Origin of the sequence: Candidatus Mycolicibacterium alkanivorans (assembly GCF_022760805.1) — a bacterium.
Lineage (GTDB): Bacteria > Actinomycetota > Actinomycetes > Mycobacteriales > Mycobacteriaceae > Mycobacterium > Mycobacterium alkanivorans.
On the sequence record NZ_JAIVFL010000001.1, the window covers coordinates 968,199 to 981,813 of the forward strand.

Annotated in this window: 12 protein-coding genes; 2 read left to right on the forward strand and 10 right to left on the reverse strand. The window is 67.3% G+C overall.

Going from position 1 to position 13,615, the window contains the following annotated elements:
* Nucleotides 1-2: 2 nt before the first annotated feature.
* Genes K9U37_RS04685 through K9U37_RS04700 form a run of 4 tightly spaced genes read right to left on the reverse strand, consistent with a single transcriptional unit; the run spans nucleotide 3 to nucleotide 4,478 of the window.
* Entirely contained in the window at nucleotides 3-1,814 is a 1,812-nt protein-coding gene (locus K9U37_RS04685) for a galactan 5-O-arabinofuranosyltransferase (RefSeq protein ID WP_243073227.1), read from the reverse strand.
* A 38-nt stretch (nucleotides 1,815-1,852) separates the two neighbouring features.
* On the reverse strand, nucleotides 1,853-2,635 hold the full coding sequence (gene dprE2, locus K9U37_RS04690) for a decaprenylphospho-beta-D-erythro-pentofuranosid-2-ulose 2-reductase (protein ID WP_243070725.1): 783 nt from the start codon (nucleotides 2,633-2,635) through the stop codon (nucleotides 1,853-1,855).
* Nucleotides 2,636-4,009, reverse strand: a complete 1,374-nt coding sequence (gene dprE1 / locus K9U37_RS04695) for a decaprenylphosphoryl-beta-D-ribose oxidase (RefSeq protein WP_243070726.1) — start codon at nucleotides 4,007-4,009, stop codon at nucleotides 2,636-2,638. It lies immediately after the preceding gene.
* A gap of 31 nt (nucleotides 4,010-4,040) precedes the next feature.
* The gene (locus K9U37_RS04700) at nucleotides 4,041-4,478 is read right to left on the reverse strand and encodes a GtrA family protein (RefSeq protein ID WP_372489389.1); all 438 of its coding nucleotides are present in this window, start codon (nucleotides 4,476-4,478) and stop codon (nucleotides 4,041-4,043) included.
* Nucleotides 4,479-5,275: 797 nt separating this feature from the next.
* Here K9U37_RS04700 and K9U37_RS04705 point away from each other — a divergent pair.
* Nucleotides 5,276-5,710, forward strand: a complete 435-nt coding sequence (locus tag K9U37_RS04705) for a pyridoxamine 5'-phosphate oxidase family protein (protein WP_243073229.1) — start codon at nucleotides 5,276-5,278, stop codon at nucleotides 5,708-5,710.
* Here K9U37_RS04705 and K9U37_RS04710 read toward each other — a convergent pair.
* The 6 genes from K9U37_RS04710 to K9U37_RS04735 are packed head-to-tail and all read right to left on the reverse strand — an operon-like array spanning nucleotide 5,707 to nucleotide 12,308.
* Nucleotides 5,707-7,212, reverse strand: a complete 1,506-nt coding sequence (locus K9U37_RS04710) for an HNH endonuclease signature motif containing protein (RefSeq protein ID WP_243070727.1) — start codon at nucleotides 7,210-7,212, stop codon at nucleotides 5,707-5,709. The genes K9U37_RS04705 and K9U37_RS04710 overlap by 4 nt on opposite strands.
* A 42-nt stretch (nucleotides 7,213-7,254) precedes the next feature.
* Complete coding sequence (gene wzm / locus K9U37_RS04715) at nucleotides 7,255-8,085, reverse strand: galactan export ABC transporter permease subunit Wzm/RfbD (RefSeq protein WP_243070728.1); 831 nt, start codon at nucleotides 8,083-8,085, stop codon at nucleotides 7,255-7,257.
* Nucleotides 8,082-8,966: a galactofuranosyltransferase GlfT1 gene (gene glfT1 / locus K9U37_RS04720; RefSeq protein WP_243070729.1), complete on the reverse strand. Its 885-nt coding sequence runs from the start codon at nucleotides 8,964-8,966 to the stop codon at nucleotides 8,082-8,084. Before glfT1 ends, wzm begins: the two co-directional genes overlap by 4 nt.
* Nucleotides 8,963-9,772, reverse strand: a complete 810-nt coding sequence (wzt, locus tag K9U37_RS04725; RefSeq protein ID WP_243070730.1) for a galactan export ABC transporter ATP-binding subunit Wzt/RfbE — start codon at nucleotides 9,770-9,772, stop codon at nucleotides 8,963-8,965. The genes glfT1 and wzt overlap by 4 nt, the downstream gene beginning before the upstream one ends.
* Before the next feature lie 12 nt (nucleotides 9,773-9,784).
* A complete protein-coding gene (locus K9U37_RS04730) occupies nucleotides 9,785-10,303 on the reverse strand; it encodes a bacterial proteasome activator family protein (protein WP_243070731.1) in 519 nt (172 codons plus the stop codon).
* Nucleotides 10,304-10,331: 28 nt separating this feature from the next.
* Nucleotides 10,332-12,308, reverse strand: coding sequence for a DUF6541 family protein (locus tag K9U37_RS04735; protein WP_243070732.1), 1,977 nt, complete (start codon nucleotides 12,306-12,308; stop codon nucleotides 10,332-10,334).
* Nucleotides 12,309-12,416: 108 nt separating this feature from the next.
* On the opposite strand from K9U37_RS04735, the gene K9U37_RS04740 reads away from it, so the two are divergent.
* A complete protein-coding gene (locus tag K9U37_RS04740; RefSeq protein ID WP_243070733.1) occupies nucleotides 12,417-13,613 on the forward strand; it encodes a cysteine desulfurase-like protein in 1,197 nt (398 codons plus the stop codon).
* The last annotated feature ends 2 nt before the right edge of the window (nucleotides 13,614-13,615 follow it).

Consider the following 13,615-nt stretch of genomic DNA (forward strand, 5'->3'; position numbering starts at 1 on the left):
CGTTATGGATTCCTGATGGCCAGGATGAACGGTCCGATGGTCTTGACGGTGAAGTGCGGACCGGAGAACAGACCGGCGTCAAGCTCGACGGTGTAGCGCCGCACGTTGGGCTGGTTGGGGTAGACGTCGGTGGCCAGCCGCAGGGTGTAGGTGTCGTTGGCGCCGCGGCGCATCAGGAACACCGTCGGGGGCCGCCAGGGCAGTGCGTCGAGCGCCTTGACCAGTTGGTCGGAGTTCTTCAGGGCGGACCAGGATTCGATGGCCGCGGCGCGCTTGTCGAACTCGGCCAGCGGGTTGGCGTAGTGCGACGTCAGGCCCTGGAAGCCGTAGTAGGGGTAGTAGGACAGGAAGCTGTAGTCGGCGGTCATCACGACGGTCGCATCCCGGGGCCTGCCGGTGACCCGACGGATCGCCGCGTCGATCTCGGGGTAGTACTTCTCGGCACCGGGCGGCCTGCGGTCGCCGCGCTGGCCGTTGCCGTCGGTGTCGGTGTAGGCCACGGTCAGGTCGGGCCGCAGAACGTCGGGGATGTCCTGGCTGAAGCCGATGGCACCGATGAGACCGATCGCGGCCGTCACTCCGATGGCCCCGCGGTTGGAGCGGGCGGCCAGCGCCAGGCCCATCTCGATGAAGCCGAACGCGCCCGCCGCCGACAGCAGCACCGTCAGGGTGGGCTGAAGCCGAAACGACAGCAGCGTCGTGCCGACCAGCGTGGTCAGCATCGACAGCAGCGACCAGGCGTACAGCGACAGCACGCCGATGCCCAGCGCCGCCGCGCGCACCGAGCTGCGTGCCCGCCACACCAGCCACAGCGTGCCGAGCATGCACAGCGAGCCCAGCAGCGAGAACGGCAGCATCGGGAAGGTCAGCACTGCGCCGTCGGCGGGCAGGTAGTGCTGCGCGCTGCCGGTGTCGCTCATCGGGGAACGGGCGGCGTGCAGCAGGAACGGCAGCCAGGTTATGGCGCCGATCGCGGCGGTCAGCGCGCCGATGACGACCAGCCTCAGCAGCGGTTCGACACTGCGGCGGGCGATCGCGACCAGCGCGGCCATCAGGGCGACGGTGAACGTGGTGTAGGCCAGCAGCAGCGTGTAGAAAGTGGCGGCGACGCCGAGGAAGACGCCGACTCCGACGACAGCCGCCCAGCCGCCGTTTCGGGTCTTACCCCTGAGCCCCGACCAGGCCAGCACGAGCACCGGGGGGATCAGCACGGTGATCATCGCGGCGTACGGCTCCGGGGAGCTGTAGGCCAGCGTCACCGCTGCGGTGGCGGTCGTGACGATCAGTGCGTACTCGAAGCGGATCAGCGTCGACCACAGCACCATCGCAAGTACCACGGCGACCGCGATGGAGGTGATGGCCCAAGGTTTGAACATCTCCCAAGCCGGGGTGCCGGTCAGTGCGGCGGCACGCCCGCCGATCCAGAACCAGCCCGGTGGGTAGAAGGGCGGCAATCCCGCATAGGTCATGTCGTGCAGGGCCGGGCTGTGGGTGAGCCGGGTGAGGTACTCGGTGCGGAACTGCTGGTCGACCGAGATGCCGAAGAGGTAGAGCCTGGTCGCGCCCAACGGCATGCCGAGGGTCACCACCGCGAACGCCGAGAGGAACACCGCGGCGCCGATTCGCGCCGGCCACTGGTAGCCGCGCCGCCACAGGAAGCCCACGGCCAGCAGCGCGAGCAGGCAGGTGACCTGTCCGACTGTGGTCAACGCGTGCAACTGATTCGACGACGGGAACGCGGGCCACTCCACGCTCGAGATCGCGATCAGCGAGACCACTGAAACCGCGACGGTCACAGCGACTGCCGCGATCATCTGGCCGACGGTGGCCACAGCTTTGCGCACGCGGGCGCCTAGAACGGCAACTTGCGGAAAATCGGCCGCGGAATGTGCCGCAGCACCGACATCAGCACGCGCACCTGTCCGGGCGCCCAGACGAGGTCCTTGCCCTTCGCCGCGGATGCCACCGCAAGCTCGGCTACCTCTTCCTTGTCGACCGTGAACGGCGCTTCTTTGGCGCCGGTGGCCTTCCAGTGCTCCAGGGTGGTGGTGGTGCGCACCTGCCCGGGCCGGATCACCAGGACGTGAACCCCATACTCGCGCAACGCTTCTCCGAGTCCGAGGTAGAAGCCGTCCAGGCCGGCTTTGGTCGAGCCGTAGACGAAGTTGGACCGGCGCACCCGTTCACCGGCGACCGAGCTCATGGCGATGATCTGCCCGAAGCCCTGGGCGCGCATCTTCTCGCCGATGAGTACCCCCACCGAAACCGCTGCGGTGTAGTTGATCTGGGCGGACAGCACTGCCTTGGCCTGGTTCTGCCACAGTTCCTCGGCGTCACCGAGGACGCCGAATGCCACGATTGCCACATCGACGTCGCCTCCCGCCCAGGCAGATTCGATGACGGCGGGATGGCTCGCGGTGTCGAGAGCGTCGAAATCGAGATATCCGACCGACTTGGCGCCGGCGGCTTCCAGCTGTGCGATAGCGGCCTCGCGCTTGGGCGCGTTCGGCAGGTCGGCCAGGATGATCCGGGCCTTGGCGTTGCGTAGGTAGCGCTCGCAGATGGCCAGGCCGATCTCGGAGGTCCCACCGAGCAGCAGGATGGTTTGCGGGTTGCCGGTGGCGTCGAAGACCATTTAGGAGAGCTCCAAGCGTCGGGCCATATCGGACATGAACACCCCGTCGGGATCCACCTTGCGGCGCACCGCAATCCACTCGTCGATGCGCGGATACATGGCGTGGAAGGTCTCCGCGGCGGTGCGGGAGTCCTTGGCCGTGTAGAGCCGTCCGCCGAACTCCAGTACGCGGCGGTCCAACTCGGTGACTAACTCGTTGAGTCCGCCCTTGATCGGGAAGTCCACGCAGACGTTCCAGCCCGGTATCGGGAAGCTCAGCGGCGCCTGGTTACCGGGGCCGAACAGTTTGAACACGTTGAGGAACGAGTAGTGCCCCGAACGCCGGATGTCGACGATGATCGCCTTGAACTCCTCGACCGCCTCGGTCGGCACCACGAACTGGTACTGCAGGAAGCCGGCCGGTCCGTAGGCCCGGTTCCACTCTCCGAACATGTCCAGCGGGTGGTAGAACTGCGTCAGGTTCTGTATCTTGCCGCGGTAGGTGCCCGATTTGCGGTACCACAGTTCGCCGATCGGGCCGAAGGTGTACTTGTTGGCCAGCCCGTTGGGGAAGATGTCGGGCAGCGTAAGTAGTTGCGGCGCGTCGAATTTCAGCGGGTTCCTCTGAAGCTTCTCGGGCAGCTGGTCCAGGTGGGCCAGTGAGCCGCGGGAGATCGCGGCGCGGCCCAGTTTCGGGGGAGCGCTGATCGCGTCGAACCAGGCGCTGGAGTAGGTGTAGTTGGCTTCGCTGCCGTCGCTGTGGAAGGCGATGGTCTCTTCGAGGCCGTCGGTGACATCGCCGTCGGCGATGAAGTAGGCCGTCTCGGTGGGCGTCATCTCGATGGAGACGCGCAGGATGATGCCGGTCAGTCCGTTGCCGCCCACGGTCGCCCAGAACAGGTCGGCGTTCTCGCCGTCCGGGGTGATGGTGCGGACGTTGCCGTCGGCGGTGAGTAGCTCCATGGACCGCACGTGGTTGCCGAAGCTGCCGGCGCTGTGGTGGTTCTTGCCGTGGATGTCGCAGCCGATGGCGCCGCCGACCGTGACCTGCCGGGTGCCGGGCAGCACGGGAACCCACAACCCGAACGGCAGTGCGGCCTTCATCAGCTGGTCGAGGTTCACTCCGGCGTCCACGTCGACGATCCGGCTCTCCGCGTCGATGGAGTGGATGCGGTCCAGCGCCGTCATGTCGATGACCAGGCCGCCGCCGTTCTGTGCGTTGTCGCCGTAGGAGCGGCCGAGACCGCGGGGGATCACGCCGCGGTGGCTGCCGTCGGCGGCGCGCGCCACGGCCTTGACGATCTCCTCGGGATCCGGCGTCGACAACACCTCGGCAACGGTGGGCGCGGTACGCCCCCAGCCGGTCAGACGTCGGGTTGTCGTGGTTGCGGACATCGTGACGAGGGTACCGTGCGGGGCCCTGCGGTCAGCGCAGCCGGAAAATCCAGACCCGCTGGACGATGAAGTTGATCACGGTCGCGGTGCCCTGTGCGATCACGAAGGCCACCGGCACGCCCCAGGGCTGGCCCTGGAACTTCAGATAGCAAAGGTAGTTGATGCCGATCTGAACGCCGTAGGTCGTCGCGTAGAGGACGATCACCGCGATGAAGCGGGCCCTGCTGGCCGTCGCCTGGAACGTCCAGCGCCGATTGATCAGGTAGGCGGTCATGGTGCCTGCGATGAAGCTGATGGTCTTGGCGACGTTGACCCCCGGGACACCGAGGATGACGGCGTCGCGGAATCCGAGACGCAGCAGCAGCACGTAGAGCCCGAAGTCGACGATGGCCGACAACCCACCGGTGACGACGAACCGCACCACCTGCGCCTTGAGGCTCAGGAGTGTCGGCGGGGCTATCTCGGACACCCGGGAAGCTTAGTTTCTTTCCGTGTCGCTTCGCTCTACCCCGCTGGGATGTGCACCATGGTGGTGTGCAGGATCTGCTCGAGACATGGGCGGCGCTACTGGCCCGGCACACCGCGAACCCGGGCGTGGCAGCGGTGGGCCGCGAGCTGCTGGCCTCCTGGTCCGAACCGCACCGGCGTTATCACGGCGTCGGCCACCTGCGCGACATCCTGGCCCACGCCGAGGAACTTGCTGGTTATGCCGACGACGCCGATGCCGTGCGGCTCGCCGCGTGGTACCACGACTCGGTATATGCGGGCCTGCCCGATGACGAGGAGCGCAGCGCCCGCCGAGCCGAGGAGGATCTGTCCGAGCTGGACCTGGAGCCACAGCTGATCGACGAGGTGGCGCGACTGGTGCGGATGACCATCACCCACGATCCCGCGCCAGGCGACCACAACGGGGAGGTCCTCTCCGACGCGGATCTGGCGTCGCTGGCCGTGCCTCGGGAGCGGTACGTGCTCAACACCGCCGACATCCGCGCGGAGTATGCGCACATCCCCGACGAGGTCTTCCGGAAGGGACGCCTGCAGGTGCTGGTGGGTCTGCTCGAGGGGCAGGGGGTATTCCGCACCGAGCGGGCCCGCGGACAGTGGGAGGGCGCGGCGCAGGGCAACCTGCGGGCCGAGTTGGCCACGCTGACCGACTACACGAAGTTGAAGGTGCCTGCGGATCTCGGTGTTGCTCAGCAACGGAAGATAACGCGAAGGGTCGTTGGACCCTATGCGCATTCTGGCTTGCCAGGGCAAAATCTGCCCATGGCAGACGAACAGGGCCCGATCACGGTACTCGGCGACGCAGAGAGCTGGAATCTGCTGAACAGCGTCTCGCTGGGTCGGCTGGTCACGCATATCGGCGATCAGCTGGAGATCTTCCCGGTCAACTTCGTCACTCAGGACGGCACGGTGCTGTTCCGAACCGCCGAAGGCACCAAGCTGTTCAGCACGGTCATGAACGACAAGGTGCTCTTCGAGGCCGACGATCACACCGTCGCCGAAGGCTGGAGCGTCATCATTCGTGGCACCGCCCAGATGTTGACCTCGTCGGACGACATTCATGACGCCGAGCGCGCACAACTGTTGCCCTGGGTGCCCACCGAGAAGCTGCGCTTCGTGCGCATCACGCCCTACGAGATCTCCGGTCGGCATTTCCAATTCGGCCCGGAACCCGACCACGGGTCGTATCCCAGCTAGAACGGCGCCGCTCTGTTTCGCTCCGCGACGTAGGCATCGTTGAGCGCGCGTTCGCATCTGATGCGGTAGGCGCGTTGCGCGGCCCGGGTTCGTCGCCGCGCCGGCATCATCAGACCGGTCGCTCGCGGTGGGTCGCCGGTGGGACGAGGTAGGTCAGCGGTGGTCGTGTTCCACTGCGGGATGAGCAGCCGACCGCCGGGATGGGTCACGTACTTCTTGCTGGCTGGTGAAATCCAGACGAGGGTGCCGTCGGGCAGTTGTCGATCGGACCATCCGGCCCAGAAAGTCTTGAGCAGGTGGTGTTTTCGGCATTTGCACGTGAGGTTCGACGCGTGCGTCGGACCCCAGGGCCACGGAATCGTGTGGTCGACATCGCAGAACTCGGCGGGGACATCGCAATTCGGGAACCGACACGTCAAGTCCCGCAGGCGGACGAATTCGTCCAACGCCGTGGAAGGCCGATAGCCCGGCTCCGGCTTGTCGCTGGGGCGTCGCACGTAGCGCACCTTGGCCCCGGACCGGATCAACTCCGCCAGCAGTGGCGGCGGGACGATCCCCCCGCGGCCGGCGATGACCGCGGTGGACGGGGCCGCGACCGGCGCGGGTTCCGGACGGGGGGCCAACAATTCGGCCAGCGTCGTGTCCCTGGTGACGCGCGGCAGCGGAGCCGACTCTCCAGACATGGCCGGGTCGGGTTCGGCATCCAGTGCGGCGGCCTCGGCCAGCACATGGATGACGACGCCGGCCGCGCGCTCGTCGTCGGCCGCGGGGCAGTTCGGCGATCCGCACGTGCAGGCCAGCCGGTCCGCTCCGGCCGCCAGGGCGCCGAGCGCGTCGGCCCGGCGCTGGGCGATGGAGCGGGGGTCGTCCTCGCAGACACCGTGTGCCATCTGGGTGAGCCTGCGATCCAGCATTGCGGCATCCGTGGAGTACAGCCGACCCCAGATCGACGTGGTACCCGTCTCGTCGTTCCGGGATCCGACGTTGACGTCGCGGCTGCGGGCGCTCGTCCGCGTCCGCCGCAGTGCGCCCGGGTCGTAGCGGTCGATCCACACATCGATGGCCTGCTCGAGTTTGTACTCCGACAGCGGACCCCAACCGAGCGCGGCCTCGGCCAGCGCACCATCGATAAGGGCGAGCGCCTCGTCGTCCTCGACCAGGTCCGTACGCCAGGCGATGGCCCTGCACACCCGGTAGCTCAGCCGCCCGGCCATGAACAGCTCGGCAACGCGCGGCAGGCGATGACGCAGTATCTGGCTCAGATGCATCTCACCCGAGGCGCGGCCATGGGTCACGCCGAGCGCAGCCGAGACCTCGGCGGCCGCCGCATCCCAGGAATCGCAGGCCCAGCGCGCCTGCTCGTCGTCGCTGCAACGGCGACGGACCAGCTCACCGATTGCCGCAAGCCGGCGGGCGGCCGCCTGCGCCTCACTGGCCGCCCACTCCTCAATGGCGGCCACTACTGCGGCGTCATCAGCGGAAACCAGCTCACTATCGAACATGTGTTCGAGTATGTCACCGGCCTCCGACAAAATGGTCGAGACCTACACCCAATACGGAACCCGAGCCCGGAACTGACGCAACGCCAATGCCGCGACCAGCCATCCGATCACCGTGAGCGCCACCACCACGATCCAGTGCCGCAGTTCCTGATGCGCGCCGAGCAAGGGTGCCCGCAGGATGTCGAGGTAGTGCAGCAGCGGGTTGAGTTCGATGATCTTGGCCCACTTGCCGGCGCCCTGCTGCCGGAGGGTGTCGTCGTTCCAGATGATCGGGGTCATGAAGAACAAGAGCTGCACGATCGAGAACAGCAGCGGCCCGATGTCCCGGTAGCGGGTGGCCAGAATGCCGAAGCAGAACGACACCCAAACACAGTTCATCATGATCAGGATCAGCGCCGGAATCACCGAGAGGTCGGCCAGAGACCATGGTTTGGGAAAGATGAACGCGATCACGACGTAGATCACGATGTTGTGCGCGAACAGGATCATCTGCCGCCACACCAGCCGGTAGACATGCACGCTCAGGGGAGTGGGCAGCTGCTTGATCAGGCCCTCGTTGGCGATGAACACGTCGGCGCCCTCAAGGATCGAGGCGTTGATCATGTTCCAGATGATCAGCCCGAGCGTCACGTAGGGCAGATGCTCGGACAGCTTGAGGTGAAACAGTTGGGAGTACAGACCTCCCATCGCCACGGCGGTGGTGGCGGTGGCGATGGTGATCCAGAACGGCCCCAGCACCGACCGGCGGTACTTCTGCTTGATGTCCTGCCAGCCCAGGTGCAACCACAGCTCACGCTTGCGGAAGCCGCCGATCAGGTCACCCCGGGCGCGGGTGAAGGTTCTCGACTGGGCGGCGGCGTCGGTGAACGTCATCTCGAGAACCTTTCTCGCCTGCCCAAGCGCCGCAACCGAATCCACTCGGCGAATCCCGCCGGATCGTGGCGCTGCACCAGGAAGAACCAGCCGAACCGCAGCCACTCCTGCGGCACCAGCTTGCGCATACCGCGCTGGGCCTGAAGATAGCCGCGATTGCGGTAGGTGAAGAAGCGCTTGGCCGGGTCGTCGGGATACTGGGTGTGCATGCGGCCCCCGAGAATCGGCTTGAATTCGTCGGTGCCGTACGGATGCAGGTAGACCGCATCCAGGCAGGTACCGAACGGCAACCCCGACAACACTAGACGTCGGTGCACGTCCACCTCGTCCCCGCGGATGAACAACCGGACGTCCGGCACCCCAACTGCCTCCAGGGTGTCCGCGCGGAACAGCGCGCCGTTGAACAGCGACGCGATCCCAGGCAGCAGATCTCCGGTACCCAGTTCGTCCGCGCGGCGGCGCCACACCAGGCCGCGCCGGAGCGGAAACGCCAGCCGGTCCGGATGGTCCAGATCGCACACCATCGGCGACACCTCGGCCAGCCCGTGTTTCTGCGCGCAGGCTAGCAGGGTGGCCAGCACCGCGGCGTCCGCGGGCCGCCCGTCGTCGTCGGCCAGCCACAGCCAGTCCGCGCCCGACGCCAGCGCCTGCAGCATGCCGAGCGCGAATCCGCCTGCGCCACCGAGGTTTCGGCGTGAACCGAGGTAGGTCGTCGGCACCGGCTGACCCGCCACCAGGTCGCGGACCCGCTCGTCGTCGTCATTGTCGACGACGATGAGGTGGTCCACCATGCGGGTCTGGGTGGTCAGCACATCCAGGGACTTGGCCAGATCGTCGGGACGGCGGTGGGTGACGACGACGGCGCAGACCATGTCGGTCATGCCGAGGACCAATCGCTCTCGTGCTCTTCGAGCACCTCGCGCACGTGGCGTGCGGCGTCCTCGCCCTCGTAGGCGCGCACCACGTCCTCGATTCCGCCGGTCATCTTGATGGTGCCGTGGTCGATCCACATCGCGGTCTTGCACAGCCGGGCCAGGAACTCGTTGGAATGGCTTGCGAACACCAGGATTCCGGACCGTTCGACCAGGCTCTGCAGCCGTGACTGCGCCTTCTTCAGGAAGTCGGCGTCCACCGCGCCGATGCCCTCGTCGAGCAGCAGGATCTCCGGGTCGATGCTGGTGACCACGCCCATCGCCAGTCGCACGCGCATACCCGTCGAATAGGTGCGCAGCGGCATCGACAGGTACTCGCCGAGTTCGGTGAACTCCGCGATCTCGTCGACCTTGGCGGCCATCTGCTTGCGGGTCTGCCCGAGGAACAACCCGCGGATGATGATGTTCTCGTATCCGGAGATCTCCGGGTCCATCCCGACGCCGAGGTCGAAAACCGGTGCGACGCGGCCACATACGGTGGCCGAGCCGCGGGTGGGCTCGTAGATTCCCGACAGCAGCCGCAGCAGGGTGGACTTGCCTGCGCCGTTGTGTCCGACCAGTCCGACCCGGTCGCCCATCTTCAGCGTCAGCGTGATCTCGCGCAGCGCCTCGATGACGACGACGTTCTCGGTGTTGCGTCCGATCGCCCCGCCGGCCTTGCCGAGGAACGTCTTCTTCAGCGAGCGGGTCTTCGCGTCGAAGATGGGGAACTCAACCCAGGCGTCGCGGGTTTCGATGAAGGGATCGGCTGTCACCGGACGTCTTTGCTACAGGTACTGCCCGGTCCCATGACCGGGCCCTCCGGGCATGGGACCGGGCTGACCCATGCCGGGCGGCAGCGCACCCTGGCCGCGCATGTGTTCCAACTGCGCGCGCGCAGCCATCTGCTGGGCGAACAGCGCGGTCTGGATGCCGTGGAACAGACCTTCCAGCCAGCCCACCAGCTGGGCTTGCGCGATGCGCAGTTCGGCATCCGAAGGCACCTTGTCTTCGGAGAACGGCAGCGCCAGGCGCTCCAGCTCCTCGCGGAGTTCGGGAGCCAGGCCGTCTTCGAGCTCGCGGATCGACGTGGCATGGATCTCCCGCAGCCGGCTGCGGCTCGCCTCGTCCAGCGGTGCGGCGCGCACCTCCTCGAGCAGCTGCTTGATCATGGTGCCAATCCGCATCACCTTGGCCGGCTGCTCGACCAGGTCGGTGATCGAGCGCTCGTCCTCGTCGTCCCGCGCCTGCTCGGCGTCGGGACTGCTAATGATCTCGATGTTGTCGTCGTCGGCATTGGTCGTCATGCGGTGAGCATTCCCTCTGGTCCCAGGTTCATTGGGGGTCCGCCGGTACAGGTCCGCGCCATTCGTAGATGCGGGCCTCGCCGTTGTCGTAGATCTTCGCCCACGACTTGGACTTGCCTAGTGACACTAGTCCGTCCGGCATCACGAACCCGCGGACCACCCGGCTACCGGTCAGCACGTAGCGGATGTTCAGTGCCTTGACCGCCTCGGCGATCCGTTGATCGTGGTCGGCGTCGTCGGCGTAGGCCCAGAAGATGAAGCGGTTGTAGCCCGGCCCCTGCTGCACCGGGTAGTCGTAGTGCGTCCACAGCGGATGCAGATCCGCCACCGCGTACATCCAGGCTGTGCCGTCGGTGTTGGCATTGCCGATCAGGGTGTCGTGGGCGCCCGGAAGCGTGGCCAGATGGGCCATCGCCTGTAGGAGTTTGTCGTCGACCATCACCCGGTCGTACTTCTCGCCCATCAGGTGGCGATGCCGCGGGAAGTAATGCCACGTGAGTCCGAACACGACGGCGATGAGGAACACCGCCGTCGCGCCGATCCAGAATCCCCGGTCGGGGTCCCGGTCGGACAGTCGCCGGGTCAGCCGCCGCGCTCCCGCCACCACCAGCAGCGCCAGCGACCACAGCGCGACACCGGCCATCGGGGCCAGCAGCATGGTGACCACCGCAGACAGCCGGCGCGGGTCGCTGTAGAACAGGTCGCTGTACCTGCCGGTGATCGCCCCGACCTGGCCGCCGAACGGTGCCGAGGAGTGCACGATCGAGATGACCAGCAGCGCCCACACCGCCGCCGGCCACCAGATCCGCTTGATCAGCAGCAGAACAAAACCCGCGGCGGCCAGCGCGATGAGCAAGTTCTGGATCGGGAAGTCGTTGAGGTGGCGGGTGTGCTGGACGATCGCGTCGAACAACGCCCGCTTGCGGCCCTGATGGGTCAGGAAGGCATGTCCGACGATGATCTCCGCCTGCTGCAGCACCCCGAGGAACTGCGGCAGTAGCACCGCCAACGTCGCCACCGCGATGGCGACCAGCGTCAGGAAGTCGCGCACCCGGCCGAGCACCGGTCGCCGAAGGGCGTCGAGTAGCCACCAGGCCACCACGAACGTCACCACGACCACTCCGCCGGTGATGTGGACGGAGAACACCCCGATCAGCGCTATCACCGCCAGCGGGACGCGGTCGCGGTCGCGCAGTGCGGTGGTGACGAGCACGAAGGCCGGCACCGCGATGCCATAGGCGGCCATGTTGGGCATCGAGGCGGTGTCGAACTCCACGTAGGGCACCGAGGTGAACGACGCCGAGAGCGCGGCGGCGGTGGCGGCCGCCCCTGCGGTGCGCCATTCGGCGGTGCGGCTGCGCAGCAGCTGCCACGTGAGCAGCGCCGCGCTGAGCGGGAACAGCCAGACCGCTGCAGCCAGTGAGGTCAGTGTGTAGGCGGTGGTGGGCGCCGCACCGGTGAGCTGGGCCAGCACGGCACCGAGGGCGTGGAACGTCGACGGGTAGTAGAGCGCGGCGTGGGTCTCGACGTTGCGCAATTCACCCATGTGGGTCGGCGACGCCTGGCCGGTGTCCAGGATGAAGCGGATGGTGTTGGCATGCCAGACGGCGTCCCAGGTGCTTGGGACCGATTGCCAGTGCGGCATCCCGCGCCAGGCCGCATAGCCGATGGCGAGCGCGCCGATCACCACGCCCGCGGCCACCGTCAGGGCGGGCCGCACCCCGACCGGGGGAGCCTCGGTGTCGCGGTCGCGGAACCGAGCCAGCAGAATCCGCAAACCCAGGACGATTGCCGCGACAACAATCAGAGCGGCCAGTGCGGTCAGCGCGTTCCACGGAATCCCGACGGCGCCGAACGGGACGATGGCCAGCCCCACAACGCCGTACGTCAGCACCGGGCCGACGGCGAGCGCGACGGGCCAGCTCAGCCGCCCCGCCCGCGCCACGACGGCACCCGGCAGGGTCAGCAACAGGACCGCGATCAGGACGCCGAACCCGAAGTTCACTGGACTAGTATGGCTGCCCAGGTGACCCTGGCCTCAGGCCGTCGGCGGGGGCCGGAGGCACCATCGCTGTTCCGGCAGCGAAATCACTGACGCTTGAAGGTGGACTGCATGCCGTACGACGTTGCCCGGGTGCGTGGTCTGCACCCTGCGCTGGGCGACGGTTGGATGCGCTTCGACGCTCAGGCCGGGATGTTGATTCCCGAGTCGGTGGCGACCACGGTGTCGACGGCGTTCCGGGGTTCGGCCACCAACATCGCCAGCCCGCATCCATCGGCCCGACGCAGCGTGGCGGTGCTCGACGCGGCGCGCCAGGCCATTGCCGACCTGGTCAACGGCGACCCCGCCGGAGTGGTGCTCGGCGCCGACCGTTCAATCCTGCTGACCTCGCTGGCCGACGCGTCCTCGTCGCGGGCCGGCATCGGTTACGAGGTGGTGGTGAGCCGGCTCGACGACGAGGCGAACATCGCTCCGTGGCTTCGCGCGGCCAACCGCTATGGCGCCAAAGTGAAATGGGCCGAGGTCGACATCGAGACCGGCGAGCTGCCGGCCTGGCAGTGGGAGAGCCTGATCACCCCGCCCACCCGGTTGGTGGCGATGACCACGGCGTCCTCGACATTGGGGACGATCACCGACATCGGGGCCGTCACCAAGCTCATGCACGACGTCGGCGGTCTGGTGGTGGTCGATCACTCCGCGGCGGCTCCCTATCAACTGCTCGACATCAACGAGGTCGAGGCCGACGTGGTGGTGCTCAACGCGCCTGCCTGGGGCGGTCCGCCGATCGGCGCGCTGGTGTTCCGCAACCCGTCGCTGATCGACTCGTTCGGCTCGGTGTCGATGAATCCGCACGCCAGTGGGCCTGCCCGCCTGGAACTGGGCGGCCACCAGTACGGCATGCTCGCCGGGGTGGTGGCCAGCGTGGAATACCTTGCCGCGCTGGACGAGTCGGCGCGTGGCAGCCGGCGCGAAAGACTCGCGGTGTCGATGCGATCCGCGGCCGGCTACCTTGGCCAGCTGTTCGACTACCTGATGGCTTCGCTGCGCTCCCTGCCGCTGGTGATGGTGATCGGCCACCCCGAAGTGCACATCCCGGTCATCAGCTTCGCCGTCACCGGTGTGCCCGCCGAGCGGGTGGTTCAGCGGCTGGCCGACAACGGGATCCTGGCGATCTGCAATGCCAACTCGCGCGTGCTCGACCTCCTCGGGGTCAACGACATCGGCGGTGCGGTGACCATCGGGCTGGCGCACTATTCGACGATGGGCGAGGTCGACCAGCTGGTGCGCGCCCTGGCGTCGCTGGGCTGACG

Bases quoted from the DNA above. Each gene is read 5' to 3' on its own strand.
- K9U37_RS04685 (WP_243073227.1), bottom strand. From the start codon at position 1,814: ATGATCGCGGCAGTCGCTGTGACCGTCGCGGTTTCAGTGGTCTCGCTG.
- dprE2 (WP_243070725.1), bottom strand. From the start codon at position 2,635: ATGGTCTTCGACGCCACCGGCAACCCGCAAACCATCCTGCTGCTCGGT.
- dprE1 (WP_243070726.1), bottom strand. From the start codon at position 4,009: ATGTCCGCAACCACGACAACCCGACGTCTGACCGGCTGGGGGCGTACC.
- K9U37_RS04705 (WP_243073229.1), top strand. From the start codon at position 5,276: ATGGCAGACGAACAGGGCCCGATCACGGTACTCGGCGACGCAGAGAGC.
- K9U37_RS04710 (WP_243070727.1), bottom strand. From the start codon at position 7,212: ATGTTCGATAGTGAGCTGGTTTCCGCTGATGACGCCGCAGTAGTGGCC.
- wzm (WP_243070728.1), bottom strand. From the start codon at position 8,085: ATGACGTTCACCGACGCCGCCGCCCAGTCGAGAACCTTCACCCGCGCC.
- glfT1 (WP_243070729.1), bottom strand. From the start codon at position 8,966: ATGACCGACATGGTCTGCGCCGTCGTCGTCACCCACCGCCGTCCCGAC.
- K9U37_RS04730 (WP_243070731.1), bottom strand. From the start codon at position 10,303: ATGACGACCAATGCCGACGACGACAACATCGAGATCATTAGCAGTCCC.
- K9U37_RS04740 (WP_243070733.1), top strand. From the start codon at position 12,417: ATGCCGTACGACGTTGCCCGGGTGCGTGGTCTGCACCCTGCGCTGGGC.